The organism is Pigmentiphaga litoralis (genome assembly GCF_013408655.1).
Taxonomy (GTDB): Bacteria; Pseudomonadota; Gammaproteobacteria; order Burkholderiales; family Burkholderiaceae_B; genus Pigmentiphaga; species Pigmentiphaga litoralis_A.
This window is the reverse complement of the sequence record NZ_JACCBP010000001.1, coordinates 3,159,250-3,181,038: the sequence shown is the minus strand read 5'-3', so window position 1 is coordinate 3,181,038 and position 21,789 is coordinate 3,159,250. Positions and strand designations below refer to the sequence as shown.

Sequence of the window (21,789 nt, the reverse complement as noted above, 5' to 3'; positions counted from 1 at the left end):
CAATTTACCGCATGCTCATGTGTAGCGTCGAGTAAATCGCGGGCGCCTGCATCGCGCAGAAGGATGACGTGGCGCGGCTTACAGGTGCAGCGTGCAGCGATCGCCCGAGGCGCGCCGGGCCACCGTCACGCGGACCAGGCCGGGCAGGGCCGGCTGCAGCGCCGTGGCAATGAAGGCACACAGGCCTTCCAGGGTAGGCATCTTCAGGCCGGCCACTTCGTCCAGCAGACGGTGATCGAGTTGTTCGCGCACACCGGCCAGGGCGGCGCGGAAATGGCCGAGGTCGATCAGCATGCCGGACGCCGGGTCGGGCATGCCAGCGACCGTGACGTCCGCATGATAGGTGTGCCCGTGGATGCGCAGGCTGGAGTCGGTCTCGATCTCGCGGTGCAGGGTATGCGCCGCTTCGAAATAGAACTCCTGGGTCAACTCGTACTTCATCGTATGCCGATCACTTTGTGGGATTGCACGCTCAGGCGCCACATCGGGTGCTGCATGCACCAGTCGATGGCCCATTGCACGTTCTTTGCCTGGTCCGGGCCGTCCATGGCCTGGACGAAATAATGGTCGAAGGGCAGGGCTTCGAGCGCCAGCAGGTCGACTTCGGCCTGGGGCACCACGACTTTCAATTCGGTGCCGCGGGTCTGGTTCAGCGGGGCCGTGCTTTTGGGGCTGACGCAGATCCAGTCGATGCCGTCGGGCGCGGCCACGGTGCCATTGGTTTCGACCGCGATTTCAAAGCCACGCGCATGCAGCGCGTCAATCAGGGCGGTGTCCACCTGCAGCAGGGGTTCGCCGCCGGTCAGGACCACCAGCGGGGTGCCGCGCGGCGCGTCGGGCCACTGGCTTCTGATCACGTCGGCCAGGTCGTCGGCCTGCGGATACTTGCCGCCCAGCGTCCCGTCGGTGCCGACAAAATCGGTGTCACAGAAGGTGCAGACGGCGGTGCTGCGGTCGGACTCGCGGCCCGACCACAGATTGCAGCCGGCAAACCGGCAGAACACGGCGGCGCGGCCGGCATTGGCGCCCTCGCCCTGCAAGGTATAGAAGATTTCTTTTACTGCGTAGGTCATTTCAACTCGCGGTCAGTCCTCGGGAATCGCACTTTCGTCGAAGCCGATGATCTTGCCGGACTGGCGGATGATGGTCACATACACCCGGTGCCGGTACAGGCGTTCGAACTCGGGATCGTGGGCCCCAAGCTTGAGCGTCTTTTCGAATTTTTCGATGATGAGCGCGTCGTCGTTGACGCCGTCATAGACATCGACCCCGACCACCGTGAAATCGAACTTGGCGCCGCGTTCCTTGAAAAAGGCGCGCGCCTTGATTTCTTCGGGGTCGTCGGCGTCGAAATCCTGGAACAGATAGTCGCGCGTCGCGTCGTCGAGCGGCTCGTCCTTGAAGTGGTCAGAAAAGCGGTAATCCATGGACTTATCCTGGGGGAAGACCTGGCGCGCGCGGGGGTCGCGCGGCGTGTCAACCCGCTAGTATCGCCGAAAACCCGGGGTTGACGCGCCGCGGGGCGTTGCGCGGATCCTTCATCCGGCCCGCAAACGTTGCTGGCTGGACGCCAGCGCGCCGGGCAATTCGATGCCGACCAGCGTTCCTTCCAACCCCTTGCCGTCGGCATCGCGCACCTTGCCTTCGGCCCAGACCTTGCCGCCATGCATGCGGGCCACGGCGCGCACGATCGCCAGTCCCAGGCCGTGCCGCGCCGCGTCGCCGTGGGCCGAGCGGGACGCATCGGCGCGGTAGAACCGGTCGAACATGCGCAAGGCCACCTCGGGTGACACGGGGTAGCCGGTGTTGAAGACCGAAATGCGCACCGCGCCGGGCAGCGCATCGACACGCGCCGTCACCTGCCGGGCGCCGTCCGCGTGGCGCACCGCATTGGTCACCAGGTTGGCAATGGCGCGGCGGATCAGGGCCGGGTTGCAGACGGCGCTGGCCTGGCCGATGCGCTGGGCGGTGGCGCCCGCATCGTCCAGCACCGGGCCGCAATAGGCCAGGACGCCGTCCACCAGTTCGGCCAGGTCCACCCGTTCCAGCGACCGCGCGCGTTCGCCCTGGTCCGCCCGCGCCAGGAACAGCATGTCGTTGACGATGGCGGCCACCCGTTCCATTTCTTCAAGGTTGGAGGCCAGGGCGTCGCGCAGCGCATCGGCCGACCGGGGCGCCGACAGCGTCACTTGCGCGCCATTGATGGCGCTGGCCAGGGGCGACCGCAGTTCATGGGCCACGTCGGCGCCAAAGCCTTCCATCTGCCGGTAGGCAGTGTCGAGTTTGCCCAGCGCATCGTTGAACGCGGCCACCAGATCGCCCAGTTCGTCGTCCACGTGCCGGGTGTCGAGCCGCCCGCCTATCGTGATCGCGCGGGCTTCGGCCGACAGCCGGCGCAGGTTGCCCGCGACCCAGTGCGCGGCCAGGGCGCCCAGCATCGAGGTCAGGAGCACCCCCGCCAGGCCGGCGCCCAGCAGCACCGTGGCATACCGTTCCAGGCGCGCTTCGCGATAGCGGGTATCGACTTCCAGGCGGGCGCGCGCGATCGGGCCATGGGTGAGGGCGATGTCGACCGCGTCGCGCACCACGCCGTCTTCGCCCTCCCGGCGATAGGGCTGGCCCAGCGGCACGGCGGTGGTTTCGGCCGGGCCGGGCAGCCAGGTGACATCCATGTCTTCCTGGCCGCGCATCATGTCGTTCACGCGGCGGTAGGACGATTCCGGCGTGTTGTCGGCATGCGCCTCGTCCATCAATTGCAGCACCAGGCGCGACTTGGTCTGCAACTGGTCGTGGTCCGCCGCGATCAGGCGCGTTTCGAAGCCGCTGTGCAAGGACACGCCGATCGTCACGAAAATGGGCAGGGACACCAGGGCCAGCGCGGCGGCCAGCCGCCCGGCCAGCGAGCGCCTCACGGCCCGCGCCGCTCGAGCACGTAGCCCATGCCGCGCACGGTGTGCAGCAGCTTGTCGTCGAAGGGTTCGTCCAGTTTCAGGCGCAGGCGGCGCACGGCCACGTCGATCACGTTGTTGTCGCTGTCGAAGGTCATGTTCCACAGCTGTTCGGCCAGTTCGCGGCGGGACAGCACTTCGCCCTGGCGCTTCAGGAAATACGCCAGCAGCATGAATTCCTGCGCGGTCAGGTCGATCTGGCGGCCGGCGCGAAAGGCCTTGCGGCGGCGCGGGTCCAGTTCCACGTCGGACAGCCGCACGCGGGCGGGTTCGGCCAGGCTGCCGCCCGCGCCGCGCCGCATCAGGGCATGCGCCCGCGCCAGCAGTTCCGAGAACGCAAAGGGCTTGACCAGGTAATCGTCGGCGCCGGCATGCAGGCCGCGCACCCGGTCTTCGACCTGATCGCGCGCCGTCAGCATCAGCACGGGCGTCGTCTTTTTCTTGCGCAGGTCGGCCAGCACATCAAAGCCGTCCAGCCCGGGCAGCATCACATCCAGCACGATCAGGTCGTACTGCCCTTCGATCGCCAGGTAGCGGCCCTGCAGGCCGTCGTGCGCAATGTCGACCAGATAGCCCGCTTCGCTCAAACCCTGGCACAAGGACGCCGCCAGTTTGGGTTCGTCTTCGATCAGCAGCAGGCGCATGGTGAAACTCTATCCCTGTCGGGCGAGGGCGGCGTCGCGCTGGCGGACCAGCGATTCGCGGCGGATGAAGTCGGCGACGAAGGTGTCGGCCGGCCGATGGTGCAGGTTATACGGCGAATCCCATTGCCGCAATTGCCCGCCTGCCATCACGCCGATCCGGTCGGCCAGCGCAAAGGCTTCCGCCTGGTTGTGCGTGACCAGGATCGCCGTGTGGCCCGACGATTTCAGGATGTCGCGCACTTCAAACGCCAGGTGCTCGCGGGTATCGACATCCAGGTTGGAGAAGGGCTCGTCCAGCAGCAGCAGGTCGGGCGAGGCGGCCAGCGACCGGGCCAGGGCGACCCGTTGCTGCTGTCCGCCCGACAATTCATGCGGGTAGCTGTCGCCGGCCGTGGGCAGCCCCACCATGTCAAGCATGGCGGCCACCTGCCTGTCGCGTTCGCGCGCGGGCCGGCGACGCAGGCCGAAGCCCACGTTCTGCGCGACCGTCAGATGGGGAAAAAGGGCATAGTCCTGGAACATCATGCCCACCCGCCGCAGTTCGGGCGCCCGCTGTTCGGTGGGGGACGACAGCACCTCGCCATCGAGCAGGATGCGGCCGCCGCGCACCGGCTCGAAGCCGGCAATGGCGCGCAGCACGGTGGACTTGCCGCAGCCCGATGCGCCCAGCAGGCAGCCGATGGCGCCGCGTTCCAGGTCCAGCGAAAAGTCCGACACGACACTGCGCTCGCCCTGCGGCGTGTCGTAGGCCAGATGCAGGTTTTCAAGGCGCAGCGCAGGGGTCTGCAACGGGGAGGACATGGTCAGCGGCCTATCTTGAGTTGGGTGCGCGCCAGCAACATGACGGGCAGCAGGCCCGCCAGCACGATCAGCAACGCGGCCACCGCGCCTTCTTCATACGTGCCGCGGGCGGCCTCGGCATACAGCCAGGTGGCCAGCGTATCGAAATTGAGCGGGCGCAGCAGCAGGGTGGCGGGCAATTCCTTCATGGTATCCACGAACACCAGCAAGGCCGCCGCGGCCAGCGCGGGCCGCAGCAGCGGCAGGTGCACCCGGCGCAGCGTGCCGCCGGCCGTCTCGCCCAGCAGGCGCGACGCCTGTTCCAGCGAAGGCGGAATGCGGGTCAGGGCGGCATCGACACTGCCCGCCGAGATCGCCAGGAAGCGGATGGTGCACGTAATGACCAGCGCGGTCACCGAGCCCATCATCACCAGCCCGGTGGTGCCGAAGGTGGCGCCCAGCAGGCGGTCGATGGCAATGAAGGGCGTCATCAGGCCGATCGCCAGCACGGTGCCGGGCACGGCATACCCCAGGCTCGCGACCCGGGCACAGGCGCGTACCGGATCGATGCCGCCGCCTTCGCGCAGGGTGCGGCTGGCCCAGCCCACCACCAGTCCGCAGGCGACGGTCAGCACCGTGGCGGCCAGCGCCACGGTGAGCGTATTGCGCAGGCCGCCCAGCAACGCGTCGGATACCCCGCCCACCCGATGCAGCCGGGCCCAGGTCTCGGCCACCAGATACGATACCGGCGCGACAAAGCCGATGACCACCGGGATCAAGCCCAGCGCCAGGGCCAGTGCTGCCTGCGCGCCGCGCAGCGGCCGGGGCGGCATCGGCCGCATGCGCTGCGTGTTGGCGTAGCGCTGGCGGCGCCGCGCATGGCGTTCCAGCAGGATCAGGGCGACGATGATCGCCAGCGTGGTCAGGGCCAGTTGCGCCGCGCCCGCCAGGTCTGACCGGGTGATCCACGTCGTATAGACCGCCACCGTCAATGTCGGCACCCCCAGGAATTCGGACGCGCCGATATCGTTGAGGGTTTCAAGCAACGCCAGGCTCAAGCCCACCGCGATGGCCGGGCGCGCCATCGGCAGGGCGATCCGCCTGAAGGCTTCGGCGCGCGTGGCGCCCAGGGTGCGCGCCGCTTCCATCAGGCTGGCCGCCTGGCTCATGAACATGACGCGTGTGCTCAGGTACACATAGGGATAGAGCACGAAGCCCAGCACGAAGATGGCGCCGGGCAGCGATCGCAGATCAGGGAGCCGGAACTGCCGCGGGCTGTCGAAACCCAGGACGGCACGCAGCGCCGTCTGGATCGGACCGATCGGGTGCAGCAGATCCAGGTAGGCGAACGCCACGATATAGGTCGGTACCGCCAGCGGCAGCAGCAGCGCCCACGTCAGCATCTGCCGCCCTGGAAAGCGATAGGCCGTGACGAGCCAGGCGCTGCCCGTGCCCAGCAGCGTGACCAGCACACCCACGCCGGCCAGCAGCAGCAGGGTATTGGCCAGCGCCTGCGGCAGCACATAGTTGGCCAGATGCGACCAGTGGCCGAAGTCGCTGTCCAGCGCGAACCATGCCAGCGTCGCAATGGGCGCCAGCACGATCAGGGCGATCAGTACCGTGACGATCGCAGCGGCGCGGCCCCGTGCCGGACGGCGCAGCCTTCGTTGGGGCCAGGACAAGATCAGTTGTCGAACCCGACCTTGTCGATCAGTTCGCTGGCCTGCTTGCGGTGGCGGGCGATCTCGGCCACTGAAAGGGGATCGACCTTGAGCGGACCCAGCGACGCCATGACCGGGTCGAGCGCGATACCCGCGCGCACCGGGTATTCATAGTTGACGCGCGCAACCAATGCCTGGCCCGCGTCGGACACCAGATATTCCATCAGCTTGACGGCGTTGGCCGCGTGCGGCGCATGCTTTGCGACCGCGGCGCCCGACACGTTCACGTGCGTGCCGCCGCCCTTGGCGAAGGTCGGGCGCACCACCTTGATGGCGTCGCCCCACTTGCGGCCGTCGGTGCCCGGCGCGGAATTCTTCATGTGCCCAACGTAATAGGCGTTGGCCAGGCCGATGTCGCAGATGCCGCCCAGAATGTCGCGCGCCACGTCGCGGTCGCCGCCGGTGGCCTTGCGCGCCAGGTTGGCCTTGACGCCGCGCAGCCACGTTTCGGTTTCGGCCACGCCGTCATGCGCGATCTTGGCCGCCACCAGCGCCGTGTTGTACGGGTGCTGGCCCGCGCGGATGCACACCTTGCCCTTCCACTTCGGATCGGCCAGCGCTTCGTAGGTGAAGGTCTGCACCGGCAGGTCCTTTTCCACATACAGCACCCGGTCGCGCAGCGACAGCGCATACCACTGGCCGGCGGGGTCGCGCAGGTTCTCGGGCACCGCGGCATCCAGCGTGGTCGACTTCACGCGCTGGGTCACGCCGCCTTCGACCAGGTCCACCAGGTTGCCGATGTCCACCGTCATCAACACGTCGGCCGGCGATCGCGCGCCTTCGGCCTTCACACGTTCCAGCAGGCCATCCTTCACGAATACCGTATTCACCTTGATGCCGCTCTGCTTGCTGAACGCATCGAGCAGCGGCTGGATCAGCGCGGGCTCGCGGGTCGTGTAGAGGCTGACTTCTTCGGCGGCGAACGCGGGCGCGCTCAGGGCGGCTGCCGACGTGGCCAGGGCCAGGGCGGTGGACCGGAGCAGACGCCCGCGGGCGGTAACGGTAAAGGTCATGGGGCAGATCCTGTAAGGCGGGGACAGAAGAGAAACGCGCCGCCGATTCTAGGGGAAATACGAATCGTTCTACTTAATGTCCGAGTGCCGGGTAGGGTTTCCTGACAGGAAGCTGTCATGTCCGGAAAGAGGCCACCTCCCAGTCGTGCCGGATCGCCCAGGTCGTCAGGCGCGCGTCGGGATCGACGGCGATCGGACGTTTCACGGCCTGCAACAAGGGCAGGTCGTTGAACGAATCGCTGTAGAACCAGCTGTCCTCCAGCCGGCCGAGCGAGGTGCCCACGGTATGCAGCCATGCGTCCACCTGGCGCACCTTGTCGGCCGCGAAGCAGTCGGTAATGACGTGATCGACGCCAAGGTGCGCGGCCACTGGCGCAACCAGCGCATGGCCGGTGGCGCTGACGATCACGGTCATCATTCCCCGCTGTTTCAAGTCCGTGATCGTCGGTATCGCCGCGGGCGCAAGGGCAGGCAGCAGCAAGGTCTGCTCGAACGCCTGCCGCCAGCCGGGTACGGCGTCCGCCGGCAAGGACGCATCCAGTTCGGTGCGAAACCGCTGCAGCGCCGGATAGTCCAGCGTGCCGCGGCGATAGTCTTCCATGAAGCCTTCGTGCTGGATCATGGCGGCGGGGCTGACGGCGTTCTGGCGCAGCAGCCAGCTCATCCACAACTGGTTGCTGTCGTCCACCAACAGGGTGTGGTCAAGGTCAAGGAAAGCAATACGCATGGGTCAGTCGATCAGTGCGCCGGTAGGGTCATGAAAGGGGTAGGGGCCGTCAAAGGCGCCGGTGTACGCGGTGTGGCTGACGATGCGGCCGGAGCCGGGCAACGCGTGGATGCCGAAGCCCGGCGGTTCCAGCGTCCACTGCGATGCGGCGTCGGGCGCCAGGTCCAGGCACACCTGGTGGGCGCACGAAGGCACGGTCAAGGCCAGGCCGGCGCCGAAGCGTACCTGAATGGCGCGATGCAGGTGGCCGCAGATCACGCGTTCCACATTGGGATGACGTTGCAGCAGCGCTTCGAGTTCCGCCGCACCGGCCCGCAGGCCGATGGCGTCCATGTGGCCGATGAGCGTCGCGAACGGCGGGTGATGCATGGCGACGATCACGGGACGGTCGCGATGCTGGTCCAGCTGATCGGCCAGCCAGGCCAGCCGGTCTTCGCACAAGGACCCTTCGCTGGCCTGCGGCACGACGGTGTCGAGCGCGATCAGTTGCAGATCCCCAATGGGGACGCTGTATTGCACGAAGCCATCGGTGCCCAGGTAGCTGTGCTCGGGAAAGCTGGCGCGCAAGGTCTGGCGGTCATCATGGTTGCCGGGCATCAGGTAGAAAGGCATGGCCAGCGGCGCGAGCAGATCGCGCAGGTGCGCATATTCGGCCGGCCGGCCAAAGTCGGTCAGGTCGCCCGTCAGCACGACGGCATCGGGCCGCTGGGGCAGCCGCCCGATCGCCGCGACAGCTTGCGCAAGGTAGGGCGCGGTATCGAGCCGCCCATAGGCAAGCTGCCCGGGTTCGCGGATGTGGGTGTCGGACAGCTGGACAAGCAACGTCGTGGGCATGGTCGGGAAGGTCATCAGGAAACAGGATCAAGGCAGGGCATGAGCCGGCCGTCGCGGACGCGCACGCCCACCCGGTCGCCGACCTGGGCGGGGTGATCGCGGTCCACATCGGCATGCAGGTCGGGCTGGTCGGCCAGCGACAGGGTCAGGTGCACGCGTTCGCCAAGAAAGCGGCGGCGCAGCACGGTGGCCTCGCCCCAGGCGGCCTGGACCGCACCGACATCGATGTCTTCGGGCCGCACCAGGAGCTCGGCCGGGCGCGGTGCGGACGTCATGCCGACAGGGTACGCCTGCGGCTGGCCGCCCAGGTGCACGCCGTGCCCGCCGGCATCGGTGCGCAAGCGGTTGACGCGCCCAAGGAAGCTGGCCACAAAGGGATGCGCGGGATTCCGGTACAGGGTCTCGCCGTCGCCCACCTGCACGATGCGCCCGGCCTGCATGACCGCCAGGCGGTCGGCAATGGCCAGGGCTTCCTGCTGGTCGTGCGTGACGTGAATGGCGGTGATGTGCAAGCGGCGCAGCAGTTCGGCCAGCTCATCGCGCAGCGATTCCTTGAGCTTGGCGTCCAGCGCGGTCAGGGGTTCGTCAAGCAGCAGCACCCGCGGCCGCACGGCCACGGCGCGGGCCAGCGCCACCCGCTGCCGCTGTCCGCCCGACAACTCGGCGGGCCGCTTTTTTTCCAGACCGCCCAGCCGCACCAGGTCGATCAGTTCGCCCACGGTGCGGCGCTGCACGTCGGGCGCGACGCCGCGTATCCGCAGGCCGTAGGCAATGTTGGCTTCGACCGACATGTGCGGGAACAGCGCGTAATGCTGGAACACGATGCCGATGCCCCGGCGCTCGACCGGCAGCGGCACGACATCATCCCCGCCGAACAGGATGCGGCTGCCGGCATCGGGCGTTTCCAGGCCCGCGATCAGGCGCAGCAAGGTGGTCTTGCCGCAGCCCGACGGGCCCAGCAGCGCGACCACTTCACCGGGCTCGATCGATAATCGCGTGGGATGCAGGCCGCGCGTGCCATCGGGATAGGTCTTGGCGCAGTCGATGACATCGACGCGGGTGCGTTCAAGTTCCAAGGTGTTTCTCGATCAGGTGGCCGAGCCATTGCAGGCCCAGCATGACAGGCAGAATGACCAGCAGGAAAACCAGCGTGTAGGCCGACCCGACTTCGATGCGCATGGACGCATAGCTGTCGGCCAGACCCACCGGCAGCGTGCGGGTCAGCGGGGTATGCAGCATCCAGGTCAGGTTGAATTCACCCACCGACAGCGTAAAGACCATCAGGCTGGCGGTCACGATGGAAGGCAGCACGGCGGGCACCAGCACACCCAGGAAGCGTCGTGCGAACGATGCGCCCAGCGACCGCGCGGCTTCATCCATGGCGAGCAGGGCATCGCGCCGGAACGCGGCGCTGACCGCGTGCACCATGAAGGGCAACGTGAAGACGATGTGGCCGACCAGGATGAAGGCAAAGCTTTGCCGGAAGCCGCGGATCTGGCCGTACGCCAGGATGAGCGCCAGCGCCGTGGCCAGGCCCGGGACGGCCACCGGCAGCGTCAACAGTTCCTCGAACAGACGGGCCCAGCGCGAGCGGCTGCGCGCCATGGCATAGGCGCACGGAATGCCGAGCAGCAGCGTGCCAGCCACGCAGGCCAGGGCCAGCATCAACGAGGCCGAAATGGTGCCGCCATACACGTCGATCACCTCGGTCAGCCAGCGCAGGGTCAGCCCGCTCTTGATGCCCACGCTGTAGTTGTTGACCAGGCCGGCCAGCACCGACAGCGCGATGGGTGCAAGCAGGAACACGCTGACCACGACGGTCAAGGCCGGCAGCAACAGGGGAAGGTGTCGGGGGTGCCGCATGGTGTCAGGCTCCCGTCGTGGCGGATTGTGCCGACTTGCGGGTCACGAACAGCGTGAGCCAGGTCAGCAGGCCCAGCGCGATCGACAGGCTCGCGGCAAGACCGAAGTTGGCGTAGTTGGTGAACTCGTCGTAGATCGTGATGGGCAGCACCTCAAACTTGCTGGCCAGCGTGAACGCGGTGCCGAACGCGCCCATCGCGGTGGCGAAGATGATGGCGCCACAGGCCCGCGTCGTCTGCACCAGGCCAGGCATCCACACGTCGCGCGCCACCTGCCAGTGCGACGCGCCCAGTGACCGGGCGGCCTCTTCCAGTTGCGCGTCCATGGCACCCGCGGCCGCCGTATACGTGGCGATCGCGCGCGGCAACGAGAAATAGACATAGGCCAGGAACAGGCCGGTCAGCCCGTACGCAAAGGTGCTGCGGCCCAGCCCCAGCCATTCCGTCAGGTCGGCCACCAGACCCTGGCGCCCGCCCAGCAGGATGATGAAAAAGCCGACGATGACGCCCGGAAACGACAGCGGCAAGGTCAGCAGGGACAGCAGCAGCCCTTTGCCGCGAAAGCGCAGCCGCGCCAGGGTGATGCCCACCAGCCCGCCGATCACCAGCGTGACCAGGGTCACGGTCAACGACAGGGCTAAGGTGTTCAGCAGGCTGCGCAGATAGCGGCCATGGGTCAGCACGGCAAAGTACGCCGCTGCGCCCTGCGCGGCCGGCAGCGTGAACAGGCGCGCCACCGGCAGCAGCCAGAAGGCCGCGACAAAGGCCACGGCTGGCGCTGCAAGTACGCCCAGCAGTCGGGAAGAAGACATCATGCCGTCGGCCGTACCGTGATCAACGCACGTCGGACAGATAGCGGTCCGAGAACGCCTTCTGCACCGCGGCCATCTTGCCGTAGTCCACGCTCTTGGCGCGGGCATATTCGGTGGCGGGCAGGAAGCGGGCCTGCACGTCCTTGGGCATGGCCGATGCGCGCACCGGACGCAGGTAGGCGTTGGCCCACAGCGCCTGGCCTTCATCCGACAGCACGAAGTCCAGCACCTTGTTCGCGTTGTCGCCATGCGGCGCGTTGGCCACCTTGCTCATGACATACGGAACGACCAGCGTGCCTTCGGCCGGGATCACGAACTGCACGTTGGCCTTGTCCTTGTATTTGGCGCGATAGGCATTGAAGTCGTAGTCCAGCAGGATCGCGATCTCGCCCGACAGCACGCGGGCATAGGCCGTCTGCTTCGGCACGATCGGCTCGTTTTTCTGCAGGGCCTTGAAGTAGGCGATCCCGGGTGCAAAATCATCCAGCGTGCCGCCGCGCGCCTGGTTCGCCGCGACCGCACCTACATATCCCACGAATGCCGATGCCGGATCCAGATAGCCGATCAGGCCCTTGTAGTCGGGCTTGAGCAGGTCGGCCCACGACTGCGGCACGGGCTTGCCCTTCAATGCATCGACGTTGACCATGAAGCCCATGGTGCCCGAATGGATCGTGAACCAATTGCCTTGCGGATCCTTCAGGCCATCCGGAATGTCGGCCCAGGCGGCAGGCTTGTAGGGCGCCGTCACGCCTTCTTTCTGCGCCTGGATGGCGAAGGTCACGCCCAGGTAGGCCACGTCGGCCACCGGGCTGGCTTTTTCGGCCACCATCTGGGCCAGGGACTGGCCGGAATTCTTGTTGTCGGGCGGGACGGTCACGCCCGTCTTGGCCTTGATGGCCTTGATCTGCGTACCCCAGTCGGCCCATTCGGGCGGGCAGTTGTAGCAGATCGCATTCTGTGCAAACGCACTGGCGCTGGCGCTCAGGGCGACCGCGGCCAGGGTGGCGTGGACGACACGGGTCAGGAAGGGAGTCATGAGGGATCCAGGGTCGAAGTCAGGGAAGCAACGCGGGCGCGTCGCGAAGAAGAGGGCGAGTCGGGCGCCGTGGTGCACGATTCGCCGGTACGGAATGCATGGGGCAGAAGGCGGCTGGCGTGCGGCGCCAGGGGCTGGCCGCTGGCCAGTGCGGCCACCAGCCATTGCACGCTGTCGCGGCCGATCGCCTGATTGGGCTGCGTGATCGTGCTGAGCGCAGGCGTCAGGTCCCTGCCCAGCGCAATGCCATCGAAGCCGGCAATGCTGATGTCGCGCGGTACGGTCAGGCCTGCAAGGTGCGCGGCGCGGATGCTGCGGATGGCGATCAGGTCGTTGGAGCACACCAGCGCGGTGGGCCGGCCGGGCGTGTCGAGCAAGGCGCCGATGTCCTGGATGGCCGTCTCGATAAAGGGCACTTCTAGGCAGACGTAGGTGTCGAGACCATGCGCCTGCATGCCCTCGCAAAAGCCGCGCTGGCGTTGCAAGGCGCGGTCCGATGCCGCCAGTTCACCGCTGATGAACGCGATGCGCCGATGGCCCAGGGCCACCAGCCGCGCCACCATCTCGATCACCGCGGTTTCGTTGTCGACCGACACGCAAGGGTGATCGGCGTGCCGGTTGTAGGCCAGCACATAGGGCAGGGACGCGGCGCGCAGCCGGTCCAGCGCGCGTGACGTGGCGGGTTGCGACACCACCAGCACCATGCCGTCGACATCGGCCGCGATCAATTGCAGCACGGCCTGCTCTTCGCGTTCCAGCTCGTAGTCGGTGGTGATGGGCAGGATGGCATACCCTGCCGCGCGGGCCGCCTGCGCGATGCCGTCCAGGCATTCGGCAAACACCGGGTTCAGCAGTGTCGGCAGCACGATGCCCAGCACCTTGCTGCACTGCGTGCGCAGACTGCGCGCGCTGGCATTGGGCAGGTAGCCGAGTTCCTGCGCGATACGCAGCACATGCTGGCGTGTATCGGCGCTGACCTTGTCGGGGAAATTGAACACCCGCGAGACGGTCGCCATCGACACGTCGGCACGGGCAGCCAACTGTTTGATGCTCACGGTGGCGCTCCAATGAAAACGTTTACATTGGAGCGCGCGAACGTGAACGCTTGATGACACGGCGCGCGCGCGGCGCCGTGCCGGTGGCTCGGGCTGCGGCTACACCGGCAGCACGATCAGCGTATCGACCTTCTTCGAATCCAGCACCACTGCCCGTTCCTTGAAGCGGGCGGTCTCTTCGGCTACCTGGATCCGGTCTTCATACTGCCCCGACAGAAACAGATCGGTCGTCCCGTTCTGCATGATGCGTATGACCGCGAACCCGGTCACGGCGCGGTGCATGCCATCGTCGTCCGTGCCAAGAAAGCGGGTCGGCCCGAGCAGGTGGCGATACCGGTGCGGCTCGAAAATGTTGGCCTTGCGCAGGGCGGCCACACGGTCCAGCAGCATGCCTTTGCTGGAGCAATACAGAATGCCGATCGGCAATCCACGGTCTTCGCTGTCGCGCGTGGCGATGCGGTAGCGGCAGGCGTCCACGAAGAGTTCGGGCCAGTCTTCATAACGCCCGTCGTCGATGCAGAACACGTAGTCGTTGATAAGCGCCGTGATCGCGGCGCGTTGGGTCAGCGTGGTCAAAGGCGTCTCCATCACAAATTCATGTGCCGGCGGTAGCGCTGCCAGAAGCCGCGCACCGACGCTTCGCTGACGCGCGATTCCTGGTTCTCGACCGTGCGGCCGCCCATCTCCAGGACCGTCTCGCCGTCGGTCTCGTTATGGAGCGCCCGCTGAACGAAATTGCCGATCACGCCGTCTTCCAGCGACACCAGCCCCGCCGGTCCGACAAGGTTGCCCAGCGCGATGCGGATGTCGGTCTGTTCGGGTGTGTCGTCTTCATAGCCGAACAGGATCCACAGCAGCTCGCATTTTTCGGGGCCTTGCGGCACCAGCAGGCGAATGGCCAGCGAGTTCTGGATCTGCTGGATCACCAGATTCGGAAAGATGCCCTGGATGGCATGGGTGATGCCGTCGTCGAATTCCTGCCAGCTCTTGAGCAGGCTGGGGTCATGCAGCTTGAATTCGTCGTCCTGCGCGCGCAGGGTGCTGTCGTCATAGCCCGCGCCCGTGTCCGACGCCATCTGCGAAAAGCTGATGTGATGGCCGCCATCGCCTTCCATGACCAGCCCGCCGCGCATCGACAGGCGGTTCAATTTGAAGGTGGTGAAGAACAAGTGAAGCAGGCTCGCATGGTACGAGTCCTTCACGTTCTCCATGTACAGCTTCCAGTTGTTGTGCATGACCTGCGAGTAGCTGCCCAGCACGCGGATCTTGCGATGGAAGATGCGTTCCATGTGCTCGCACATGCGCGGGCCAAGAAAGTCCCGCAGCGGTTCCACGGTGTCGGAAAAGGTGGCGAATACCAGGCCGTTGAAGACCTCGACACGCAGCGCGCGCAGGTTGTGCTGCGACTTGTCGAAGTCTTCCGGCATGCCGCCCACGCCCGCGACGCCGCGATGAAAGGCCACCGTTTTCAGCTGCCCTTCCAGGTCGTAGGACCAGTTGTGATAGACGCAGGTGAAGCGTTTGGCGCTGCCGCGTTCTTCAATGCACAAGGTGGCGCCGCGGTGCGCGCAGCGGTTCACGAACACACTGAACTGGTCGTCGGCGCTGCGCACCAGTACCACGGGCGTTTCGCCCACGGTGGAGGTCTTGTAGTCGCCCACCTGGGGCACGTCGATGTCGAGTCCGACAAAACTCCAGATGTCGCCCTTGAACAGTTTTTCCTGTTCTTCGGCATGCAGGCTGTCATCGCTGAAGACGCGGAAGGGCACGCGGCTCACGCCTTGCGCGGGCCATTCGATGCCATGGGGCCGCAGGGGGGACGAGGTGTCCATGAATGCTCCTGTTGCGGCGGCCTGGACGGCCGCTCGATGGGGTGGGGCAGGGCGGCGGCGCTTATTGCGCCGTGGTGCCCGAATCCTTGATCGCCTTGGACCACAGCGCCAGTTCCTTCTTCTGGAACACGGCCATGTCGGCGGGTGTGCTGCCCACGGGGGTCGCGCCCAGGGTGATCAGGCGGTCCCGGAAGGCGGGGGCCTGCACGCTTTTCGACACGCCGGCGGCCAGCTTGTCGATGATCTCGGGCGGCGTCTTGGCGGGCGCATAGATGCCGTACCAGGCGGTGACTTCGAAGCCCGGCAAGCCCTGCTCGCGATAGGTCGGCACGTTCAGTCCCGGCACGCGGTCGTGGGTCGCGATGGCAATGGCCTTGAGCTTGCCGCTGTTGATGAATTGCGCTGCCGCGGTGTATTCGACCGAGACAAAGGTGATCTGGCCACCCAGCAGGTCGGCCAGCGCAGGGGCCGAGCCCTTGTAGGGCACGTGTGTCGCTTCGATGCCCGTCATGGACTTGAGCATTTCGCCTGCCAGGTGGTGTGGCGACCCGATGCCCGCCGACCCGAAGGTCGCGCCCGGGTGGCTCTTGATATAGGCCAGCAGTTCCTGGAAGGAATTGACGCCCAGCGACGGGTTGACCACCAGCACATGCGGGATCGTGGCGATCAGCGACACGGGCGCAAAGTCGGCGGGCGCATACGAGATCGTTTTGTACAGCGATGGGTTGATGCCGTGCGTGGTGGTCGATCCCAGCAGCAACGTATAGCCATCGGCTTCGGCACGCGCAACGTACGTTGACCCGATGATGCCGGCGGCGCCGGCGCGATTATCGACCAGGAAGGTCTGCCCCATCTGGTCCGACCACGACTGCGCGACACCGCGCGCAATCATGTCCAGCGCGCCGCCCGGCGCGAACGGGGCGACCAGGCGGACCGGTCGGCTGGGATAGGGCGACTGCGCAAGCGCTGCCGGACCCAGGCCCAGGCCACAGGCAAGCAGGCTGAGCGCGGCGGCGCCAAGGACAAGGCGCCGGCCGGCGGACGGCAGGTCTTGATTGAGTGAGACACGCATCTTTTCAACTCCCGAACTGCGAATGACCGGCCCGGCGCCGGCAGCCTGAGTGTCTCTCTCCAACCGCTATTGTCGGTATATCGTATACGATCCGGAAGCGTCGTCAACGGCTTTTTTTCGGCGCCAGGCGGGCGTTGCCGGTTCCCGGTCGGGTCCCGGCCGGGGCTGTCCAAGGCGCGCAGTATCGCCGTTGCCGGGCCAGATCAGCCTGCGTGCTTGCGGTAAACTGCCAGCCCACGAGATCACGCGCCACCCAGCCGCGCCGTGGTCCGGAAGCGATGTCAGTCATGCCAAAAAAGAACGAGAGCAAGCCCACCGAACGCATCGTCGCGCGTTCTTCGATGGTGTCGCAGATCCTGCCGCGCCTGCGTCAGGACGTGGTCGAAGGGCGTTGGAAGCCCGGCGAACGGCTGATCGAACCCGTGTTGTGCGAACAGTTCGGCGTGTCGCGCACACCCATGCGCGACGCCTTGCGCGTGCTTGAATCGGAAGGGCTGGTCGAACTGATTCCGCATGTGGGCGCGGTGGTCACCAAGCCCGAGGCCGCCGACATTTCAGGGACCTTCGACATCCTGGCCGTGCTCGAGGCGACGGCCGCCGAGAAAGCCACCCGCGACCGCTCGCCCATGTTCCTGGCCAAGCTCAAGAAGCTGGTCGCCAAGATGGATGCGGCGGTCAACGCGGGGGACGCGGCGGCCTACATCAAGGTGAATGACGAATTCCACCGGCGCATCGTGATCGAGTCGGCCAACCCGGCGCTGATCGACATCCATGAACACCTGATGTGGCACGTGCATCGAGTGCGTCACGCCACCTATCGCAGTCTGCCGTTCACCAAAGACACCGGACGGCATCACGATGAACTGCTTGCCTTGATGGAGCAGGGCGATGCGCCGGGCGTGTTCGCGGCCATGCGCGCGCACATGCTGGACGTGGGCCGCAACGTGATGAGCGCCTCGGGCTGGCAGCAGGATGTGGAGCCGTCGGCCGAGGTGGCCTGACAGCGGGTTGCCTGACAGCGGGACGCAAAAAAACGGGCAGTCGAAAGTCGATCTGCCCGCTTCATTGTTGCCAGCTTCGGCGTTGCCCGCTTCATTCCGCCAGCTTCGTTCCACCAGCTTCATTCCGCCAGCAAGTTGCCATCCGCAACTACATCTGCGCGATCCCTGCCGCTTTCACCAGCTTGGCGTTCGCGTCGATCTCTTCCTTGATGTAGGCATCGAACGCTTCCGGCTTCATCGTCCAGGCATCGGCGCCCAGCTTGGCGAACCGTTCCTTCACTTCCGGCGAGGCCAGCGCTTTCACGACTTCGTCATTCAGGCGGTTGACGATCTCGCGCGGCGTCTTGGCCGGGACCATCATGCCGATCCAGAAGTTGAATTCCGATCCGGGCACGCCGGCTTCGGCGGTGGTCGGCACGTCGGGCAACGCAGCCGACCGTTTGGGCGAACCGACCGCCAAGGCCAGCAGATGCCCTTCCTTAATCTGGCCAATGACCGGGGCGATCGGCGAAAAGTAGTAGTCGACGCGGCCGGCCAGCACTTCGCTGACGGCTTCGGCCGATCCCTTGAACGGAATGTTGGTGGCATCGATCTTGGCCGCCATCTTGAACTTTTCGGCGTTCAGGTGCGTGGCGCTGCCCTGGCCTGCCGACGCAAAATTCAGGCTGCCTGGCTTGGCGCGCGCGGTGGCCACCAGGTCCTGCAGGGTCTTGATGTTCTTGGTGGGCGAGATCACCAGTGCGTTCGGCAACGACGAGATCGGCGTGACGGCCGCAAAGTCGCGAGTCGTATCGAACGGCAGCTTGGCAAAGGTGGACGGGTTCACCGTGTGCGACGACGAATGAATCATGATCGTGTAGCCGTCAGCCGGGGCACTGGCCACTGCTGCCTGCCCGATCGTCCCGCTGGCGCCACCGCGATTGTCGATCACGAAGGTCTGGCCCATGCTGGCGCCCAGCTTGTCGGTAATGGCGCGGGCGATGATGTCGGTGGTGCTGCCGGCCGTGAAGGGCACGATGACACGCACGGGTTTGTTGGGGTAGTCGCCTTGGGCGCTCGCGGCAAACGGCAGAGCGGCCGTCAGGCACGCCAGCGCGCCGACGGTGGCACGGATGAGGTTCATGCTGTCTCCTGTGGATGGGTGCTACGGCGTTGCCAGAGGCGTTCCGCCGGGCGGAAGCCTCACTGTCTTGTCTTTTAATTCACCGTTAAGTTAATTATCAGCAGCGAGGCGGATCGCGTCAATGCGTTCTTCCGGGTCCTGGATCGGGAGATACCCTTAAGGGTCACGCTGCGTGGAATGCGCTGTGGCGTCGAGTTCATCCAGGTGGGTGATGGACAGCGGCGGCAAGCAAGCACTTCGTCATTAGTTAACCGTTTAGTGATTTAAACGAGGCGCGGGGACCAGACGCCCTGGGCGTCCGCCGGATGCGCCAACTGGCAAGGGTTACAGTGTCACTCCACGCAGCGGACGTGCCGCCGCGTCGAATGAGGCCCCTGCTGCATGTTTACGACCACCCTAACGCCCCAGGACCGACGGCTCCTGATGTTCGTCCTCGTGGCCGCGCCCTTGCTGGACCGGCAACGCACCGGCCGCGACATGCCCGATGACGATCATGCAAGCGTGCTGTCACGCTGGCTGGAAAAGAACGACCGCAAGGTCAGCCTGATCACGCGGGCGCGCTTCCTCAGTTATTCCAGCCGCTTCTACAAACAGCTGATCCGCACCCAGGCGCCGGAACATATCGCGATCCTGTGCGCGGCGCTGCGCCAGGCCTTTGAAGGGGGCGAGCGTCCGCCGCTGGCCGAACAACTGATGTCCGACTGCACGCAGCTGCTGGTCGAACACAAGCTGGATCAGTGATCCGCCATGTCCAGCCTGACCCGCATGCTTGCCGTGCTGACCCTGTTTGAAAAGAACGTGCCGACGCTGGATGCCGACACCATCTGCGCGCGCCTGGGGTACTCCCAGCCGACCGGCTATCGCTACATTGCAGAGCTGGTGCGCGCGGGGCTGATCGCGCGTATCGGCGTCGGCGCGTACGGGCTGGGCCCGCGCATCATCGAACTGGATTATTCGATGCGCGAAGCGGACCCGGTGCTGGGCGCCGCCAAGCCGGTCATGGCCGACCTGGTCCTGGCCACCGGCGGCGACGCGACACTGGCCGCCTGTTACGGTGACCACTTCGTGACGACGCACCACCATGCCGGGCCGGAAGGCATGAGCCTGAGCTACGGCCGCGGCCGGCCCATGCCCTTGCTGCGCGGCGCGCTGTCCAAATGCCTGCTGGCCTGGCTGCCGCGCGCGCAGCAGCAACGTATCTATCAACGCGGCATCGCGGACCAGGACCTGTCGCCCGACGACCTGGCCGAGCGCCGCGCAAGCTGGACCACCATCCGCAAGCAGGGGTTCGCGGTGTCGATTGGCGAACTCGATCCGGGTGTCGTCGCTGTCGCCGCGCCGGTGTTCGATGCCGAAGGCGCCATCCTGGCCGCGGTTGCCGCAGTGCTGCGCAAGCAGCGTTACGACCTGGTCAACAAGGCCCAGCTGAATGACCTGGTGATCGATGCCGGACGCCGCATCGGCCGCGCGGTGGCGGCGCCGTCGCTGTTGCCGGACTCGGCGCAATGAGGATGCCGGAGACAGGGTGAACCAAAACCTGCTCGCCCGGCATTACCGTTCTTGATGACCTTCCTGAATCCCTAGAGCGAGCCCATGCCAGAGATCTCTCCGTTTTTCGCCTTCGCCGCAGTCGCCCTGGTGCTGATCCTGATCGGCTCGATGTGGCTGTTCGGCGGCCGGCGTCCCCGCCGGGATGCCGGTCCGCGCCTGAAGCCAGTGCGGCGATTCATCGGCTTGCTGGTCTTGCTGACGGGCCTCTTGTCCGCCTTCCTGGGCTTTACCGTCTACCGCTATCTGCAGCTGTTCGACGACGAACCCGTTGCGGTGATCACGCTCAAGCAGCAGTCGCCGCAGCAGTTCCTGGCCACAGTCACGCTCAACAGCCACGACATCATCGGCGCGCCGCCGGCCGTGCATGAATTCACGATCAACGGCGACGCCTGGATGATCGACGCCCGCGTGCTGCGCTGGCAGCTGCCCGCCGCCCTGGCGGGCGTCCCTTCCTTGTACCGGCTGGAACGCCTGTCGGGCCGCTATGACGCGATCGAGCAGGAACGCACCGCGCCCCGCAGCGCGTACGACCTGGGCGACGCCGGCGCGCCCGACCTGTGGTCGCTCAAGAAACGATTCCCGACCTGGCTGCCCTTTGTCGACGCGCAGTTCGGCAGCGCCACCTGGATGCCCATGTTCGACAACGCGCAGTACACGGTGCTGTTCAACGGGCGGGGCGGCTTGCTGGCAAAACCGGCGGATGCGGCCACGGCCGACGGCCTGCGCAAGCGAGGCTGGTAGGCCGCCAGGGCTGGTCGCGGTTGGCGCGATGTCAGCCCGGCAATTCCAGTTCCGCCTGCGCGCAGGCATGGAACAGCCGCGCCAGTTGCGCGTGCGGCGCGCGGCCGGGCCATAACAAGCCCATACGCCGCACCGGCGCCGGATCGGGCAGGCGCAGCTTGACCAGCGGCAGGGTGTCCAGCCAGGCCGGGGCCCAGTCCGGCACCAGCGACACGCCCAGGCCCTGCGCCACCATCGACGAAATCGCCATCAGCCCATCGATCTCTAGCCGTTCATGCGGCCGGATGCCATGCTGGCGCAGGTAACGGTCGGCCATCCGGCCGCCCCACACCGACCGGTCGTAACGAATGAAAGGCTCGCTCGCCATGACGGCGTGGGCGTCGTGCTCGGCCAGATGCGCCGGCGCCAGCACCACCAAGGGTTCCTCCGCCAGCAGGCGCCATTCGTATTCCTTGGGAATCGCGAACTGCGGTTCGACGATGATCGTGGCGTCCAGATCGCCCGCCGTCGTGCGGTGATACAGGTCGCGGGACGTGCCCGGTTCGACATAGATGGCCAGTTTGGGATGGGTGTCGTACACCCGGCGCAGCACCGGCGGCAGCAGGCCGATCAGGGCGGAAGTGGATGCGCCCAGGCGGAATTCGCCAAGCGGCGTGTCGTCGGTGGCGGCGGCATGCAGGTCGCGCACTTCCCGCAGCACCTGGCGCGCGCGCTCCATCACCTTGAGTCCGGCCTCGGTCGCTTTCACATTGCGGCCCGCCCGTTTGACCAGCGCGACGCCCAGGTCTTCTTCCAGCGACTTGACCCGCGCGGCGATCGCGGCCGGCGTCAGGTCAAGCCGCCGAGCGGCCTCGGCCAGCGAACCGCACTCCACCACGGTCACGAAGCTTTGCACATATCGGGTATCCATCGGCCGTCCGCGGGACAAAAAACAAGGGGTCCAACGATACCGGGTTTGCCTATGTGGCGCGCGCCGATAGTAAGCGCTACAGTCGAACCAGACTAATTCGTAACTAACTCTAACGTTGTAGTCAATT

General features: G+C 66.3%; 24 protein-coding genes. 4 read left to right on the top strand and 20 right to left on the bottom strand.

Annotated features, from left to right (window positions below; all coding sequences use genetic code 11):
• Positions 1–78 precede the first annotated feature (78 nt).
• From HD883_RS14390 to HD883_RS14305, 18 genes are all read right to left on the bottom strand, one after another.
• A complete protein-coding gene (locus tag HD883_RS14390) occupies positions 79–441 on the bottom strand; it encodes a 6-pyruvoyl trahydropterin synthase family protein (protein ID WP_179584295.1) in 363 nt (120 codons plus the stop codon).
• Entirely contained in the window at positions 438–1,073 is a 636-nt protein-coding gene (gene queE, locus HD883_RS14385; RefSeq protein WP_179584296.1) for a 7-carboxy-7-deazaguanine synthase, read from the bottom strand. The genes HD883_RS14390 and queE overlap by 4 nt, the downstream gene beginning before the upstream one ends.
• A gap of 12 nt (positions 1,074–1,085) precedes the next feature.
• Positions 1,086–1,427 carry a hypothetical protein gene (locus tag HD883_RS14380; protein ID WP_179584298.1) on the bottom strand — a complete coding sequence of 114 codons (342 nt, stop codon included), beginning with the start codon at positions 1,425–1,427 and terminating at the stop codon, positions 1,086–1,088.
• Positions 1,428–1,538: 111 nt separating this feature from the next.
• Positions 1,539–2,912 (bottom strand): heavy metal sensor histidine kinase, encoded by a 1,374-nt coding sequence (locus HD883_RS14375; RefSeq protein ID WP_179584300.1) that lies wholly within the window; start codon positions 2,910–2,912, stop codon positions 1,539–1,541.
• Entirely contained in the window at positions 2,909–3,592 is a 684-nt protein-coding gene (locus HD883_RS14370) for a heavy metal response regulator transcription factor (protein ID WP_179584302.1), read from the bottom strand. Before HD883_RS14370 ends, HD883_RS14375 begins: the two co-directional genes overlap by 4 nt.
• A 9-nt stretch (positions 3,593–3,601) precedes the next feature.
• Positions 3,602–4,393 (bottom strand): ABC transporter ATP-binding protein, encoded by a 792-nt coding sequence (locus tag HD883_RS14365; protein WP_179584304.1) that lies wholly within the window; start codon positions 4,391–4,393, stop codon positions 3,602–3,604.
• A 2-nt stretch (positions 4,394–4,395) separates the two neighbouring features.
• Positions 4,396–6,060, bottom strand: a complete 1,665-nt coding sequence (locus tag HD883_RS14360; protein WP_179588559.1) for an ABC transporter permease — start codon at positions 6,058–6,060, stop codon at positions 4,396–4,398.
• Positions 6,057–7,106, bottom strand: a complete 1,050-nt coding sequence (locus HD883_RS14355; protein ID WP_179584306.1) for a Fe(3+) ABC transporter substrate-binding protein — start codon at positions 7,104–7,106, stop codon at positions 6,057–6,059. The genes HD883_RS14360 and HD883_RS14355 overlap by 4 nt, the downstream gene beginning before the upstream one ends.
• 115 nt (positions 7,107–7,221) lie before the next feature.
• A complete protein-coding gene (locus tag HD883_RS14350; protein ID WP_179584308.1) occupies positions 7,222–7,833 on the bottom strand; it encodes an HAD family hydrolase in 612 nt (203 codons plus the stop codon).
• 3 nt (positions 7,834–7,836) lie between these two features.
• The gene (locus tag HD883_RS14345; protein WP_257022196.1) at positions 7,837–8,667 is read right to left on the bottom strand and encodes a phosphodiesterase; all 831 of its coding nucleotides are present in this window, start codon (positions 8,665–8,667) and stop codon (positions 7,837–7,839) included.
• Between the two features lie 14 nt (positions 8,668–8,681).
• Complete coding sequence (locus HD883_RS14340; protein ID WP_179584312.1) at positions 8,682–9,743, bottom strand: ABC transporter ATP-binding protein; 1,062 nt, start codon at positions 9,741–9,743, stop codon at positions 8,682–8,684.
• Positions 9,733–10,530 carry an ABC transporter permease gene (locus HD883_RS14335; protein WP_179584314.1) on the bottom strand — a complete coding sequence of 266 codons (798 nt, stop codon included), beginning with the start codon at positions 10,528–10,530 and terminating at the stop codon, positions 9,733–9,735. The genes HD883_RS14340 and HD883_RS14335 overlap by 11 nt, the downstream gene beginning before the upstream one ends.
• Before the next feature lie 4 nt (positions 10,531–10,534).
• The gene (locus tag HD883_RS14330; RefSeq protein WP_179584316.1) at positions 10,535–11,344 is read right to left on the bottom strand and encodes an ABC transporter permease; all 810 of its coding nucleotides are present in this window, start codon (positions 11,342–11,344) and stop codon (positions 10,535–10,537) included.
• A gap of 19 nt (positions 11,345–11,363) precedes the next feature.
• Positions 11,364–12,377, bottom strand: a complete 1,014-nt coding sequence (locus tag HD883_RS14325) for an ABC transporter substrate-binding protein (RefSeq protein ID WP_179584317.1) — start codon at positions 12,375–12,377, stop codon at positions 11,364–11,366.
• A complete protein-coding gene (locus HD883_RS14320) occupies positions 12,374–13,432 on the bottom strand; it encodes a LacI family DNA-binding transcriptional regulator (RefSeq protein WP_179584319.1) in 1,059 nt (352 codons plus the stop codon). The genes HD883_RS14325 and HD883_RS14320 overlap by 4 nt, the downstream gene beginning before the upstream one ends.
• Before the next feature lie 99 nt (positions 13,433–13,531).
• The gene (locus tag HD883_RS14315) at positions 13,532–14,008 is read right to left on the bottom strand and encodes an aromatic-ring-hydroxylating dioxygenase subunit beta (protein ID WP_179584321.1); all 477 of its coding nucleotides are present in this window, start codon (positions 14,006–14,008) and stop codon (positions 13,532–13,534) included.
• An 11-nt stretch (positions 14,009–14,019) separates the two neighbouring features.
• Positions 14,020–15,264 (bottom strand): aromatic ring-hydroxylating oxygenase subunit alpha, encoded by a 1,245-nt coding sequence (locus HD883_RS14310; RefSeq protein ID WP_179584330.1) that lies wholly within the window; start codon positions 15,262–15,264, stop codon positions 14,020–14,022.
• A gap of 61 nt (positions 15,265–15,325) precedes the next feature.
• Positions 15,326–16,336: a Bug family tripartite tricarboxylate transporter substrate binding protein gene (locus HD883_RS14305; RefSeq protein WP_179584332.1), complete on the bottom strand. Its 1,011-nt coding sequence runs from the start codon at positions 16,334–16,336 to the stop codon at positions 15,326–15,328.
• A gap of 287 nt (positions 16,337–16,623) precedes the next feature.
• Between HD883_RS14305 and HD883_RS14300 the strand changes: the two genes are divergently transcribed.
• Positions 16,624–17,337: a GntR family transcriptional regulator gene (locus HD883_RS14300; RefSeq protein ID WP_179584334.1), complete on the top strand. Its 714-nt coding sequence runs from the start codon at positions 16,624–16,626 to the stop codon at positions 17,335–17,337.
• Positions 17,338–17,485: 148 nt separating this feature from the next.
• Here the strand turns inward: HD883_RS14300 and HD883_RS14295 are convergent, their stop codons facing one another.
• The gene (locus HD883_RS14295; protein WP_179584336.1) at positions 17,486–18,460 is read right to left on the bottom strand and encodes a tripartite tricarboxylate transporter substrate binding protein; all 975 of its coding nucleotides are present in this window, start codon (positions 18,458–18,460) and stop codon (positions 17,486–17,488) included.
• Positions 18,461–18,883: 423 nt separating this feature from the next.
• Here HD883_RS14295 and HD883_RS14290 point away from each other — a divergent pair, with 423 nt between their 5' ends.
• From HD883_RS14290 to HD883_RS14280, 3 genes are all read left to right on the top strand, one after another.
• On the top strand, positions 18,884–19,201 hold the full coding sequence (locus HD883_RS14290) for a hypothetical protein (RefSeq protein ID WP_179584338.1): 318 nt from the start codon (positions 18,884–18,886) through the stop codon (positions 19,199–19,201).
• Between the two features lie 6 nt (positions 19,202–19,207).
• A complete protein-coding gene (locus HD883_RS14285) occupies positions 19,208–19,969 on the top strand; it encodes an IclR family transcriptional regulator (protein ID WP_179584339.1) in 762 nt (253 codons plus the stop codon).
• An 84-nt stretch (positions 19,970–20,053) separates the two neighbouring features.
• Positions 20,054–20,752, top strand: coding sequence for a hypothetical protein (locus tag HD883_RS14280; protein ID WP_179584341.1), 699 nt, complete (start codon positions 20,054–20,056; stop codon positions 20,750–20,752).
• A 31-nt stretch (positions 20,753–20,783) separates the two neighbouring features.
• Here HD883_RS14280 and HD883_RS14275 read toward each other — a convergent pair whose 3' ends face one another.
• Positions 20,784–21,662 (bottom strand): LysR family transcriptional regulator, encoded by an 879-nt coding sequence (locus tag HD883_RS14275; protein WP_179584343.1) that lies wholly within the window; start codon positions 21,660–21,662, stop codon positions 20,784–20,786.
• Positions 21,663–21,789 lie beyond the last annotated feature (127 nt).

Excerpts from the sequence above, each read along its gene's own strand:
- HD883_RS14390 (WP_179584295.1), bottom strand. The coding sequence starts at position 441 with ATGAAGTACGAGTTGACCCAGGAGTTCTATTTCGAAGCGGCGCATACC.
- queE (WP_179584296.1), bottom strand. The coding sequence starts at position 1,073 with ATGACCTACGCAGTAAAAGAAATCTTCTATACCTTGCAGGGCGAGGGC.
- HD883_RS14380 (WP_179584298.1), bottom strand. The coding sequence starts at position 1,427 with ATGGATTACCGCTTTTCTGACCACTTCAAGGACGAGCCGCTCGACGAC.
- HD883_RS14370 (WP_179584302.1), bottom strand. The coding sequence starts at position 3,592 with ATGCGCCTGCTGCTGATCGAAGACGAACCCAAACTGGCGGCGTCCTTG.
- HD883_RS14365 (WP_179584304.1), bottom strand. The coding sequence starts at position 4,393 with ATGTCCTCCCCGTTGCAGACCCCTGCGCTGCGCCTTGAAAACCTGCAT.
- HD883_RS14355 (WP_179584306.1), bottom strand. The coding sequence starts at position 7,106 with ATGACCTTTACCGTTACCGCCCGCGGGCGTCTGCTCCGGTCCACCGCC.
- HD883_RS14350 (WP_179584308.1), bottom strand. The coding sequence starts at position 7,833 with ATGCGTATTGCTTTCCTTGACCTTGACCACACCCTGTTGGTGGACGAC.
- HD883_RS14345 (WP_257022196.1), bottom strand. The coding sequence starts at position 8,667 with ATGCCCACGACGTTGCTTGTCCAGCTGTCCGACACCCACATCCGCGAA.
- HD883_RS14335 (WP_179584314.1), bottom strand. The coding sequence starts at position 10,530 with ATGCGGCACCCCCGACACCTTCCCCTGTTGCTGCCGGCCTTGACCGTC.
- HD883_RS14330 (WP_179584316.1), bottom strand. The coding sequence starts at position 11,344 with ATGATGTCTTCTTCCCGACTGCTGGGCGTACTTGCAGCGCCAGCCGTG.
- HD883_RS14325 (WP_179584317.1), bottom strand. The coding sequence starts at position 12,377 with ATGACTCCCTTCCTGACCCGTGTCGTCCACGCCACCCTGGCCGCGGTC.
- HD883_RS14310 (WP_179584330.1), bottom strand. The coding sequence starts at position 15,264 with ATGGACACCTCGTCCCCCCTGCGGCCCCATGGCATCGAATGGCCCGCG.
- HD883_RS14305 (WP_179584332.1), bottom strand. The coding sequence starts at position 16,336 with ATGCGTGTCTCACTCAATCAAGACCTGCCGTCCGCCGGCCGGCGCCTT.
- HD883_RS14300 (WP_179584334.1), top strand. The coding sequence starts at position 16,624 with ATGCCAAAAAAGAACGAGAGCAAGCCCACCGAACGCATCGTCGCGCGT.
- HD883_RS14295 (WP_179584336.1), bottom strand. The coding sequence starts at position 18,460 with ATGAACCTCATCCGTGCCACCGTCGGCGCGCTGGCGTGCCTGACGGCC.
- HD883_RS14290 (WP_179584338.1), top strand. The coding sequence starts at position 18,884 with ATGTTCGTCCTCGTGGCCGCGCCCTTGCTGGACCGGCAACGCACCGGC.
- HD883_RS14285 (WP_179584339.1), top strand. The coding sequence starts at position 19,208 with ATGTCCAGCCTGACCCGCATGCTTGCCGTGCTGACCCTGTTTGAAAAG.
- HD883_RS14280 (WP_179584341.1), top strand. The coding sequence starts at position 20,054 with ATGCCAGAGATCTCTCCGTTTTTCGCCTTCGCCGCAGTCGCCCTGGTG.
- HD883_RS14275 (WP_179584343.1), bottom strand. The coding sequence starts at position 21,662 with ATGGATACCCGATATGTGCAAAGCTTCGTGACCGTGGTGGAGTGCGGT.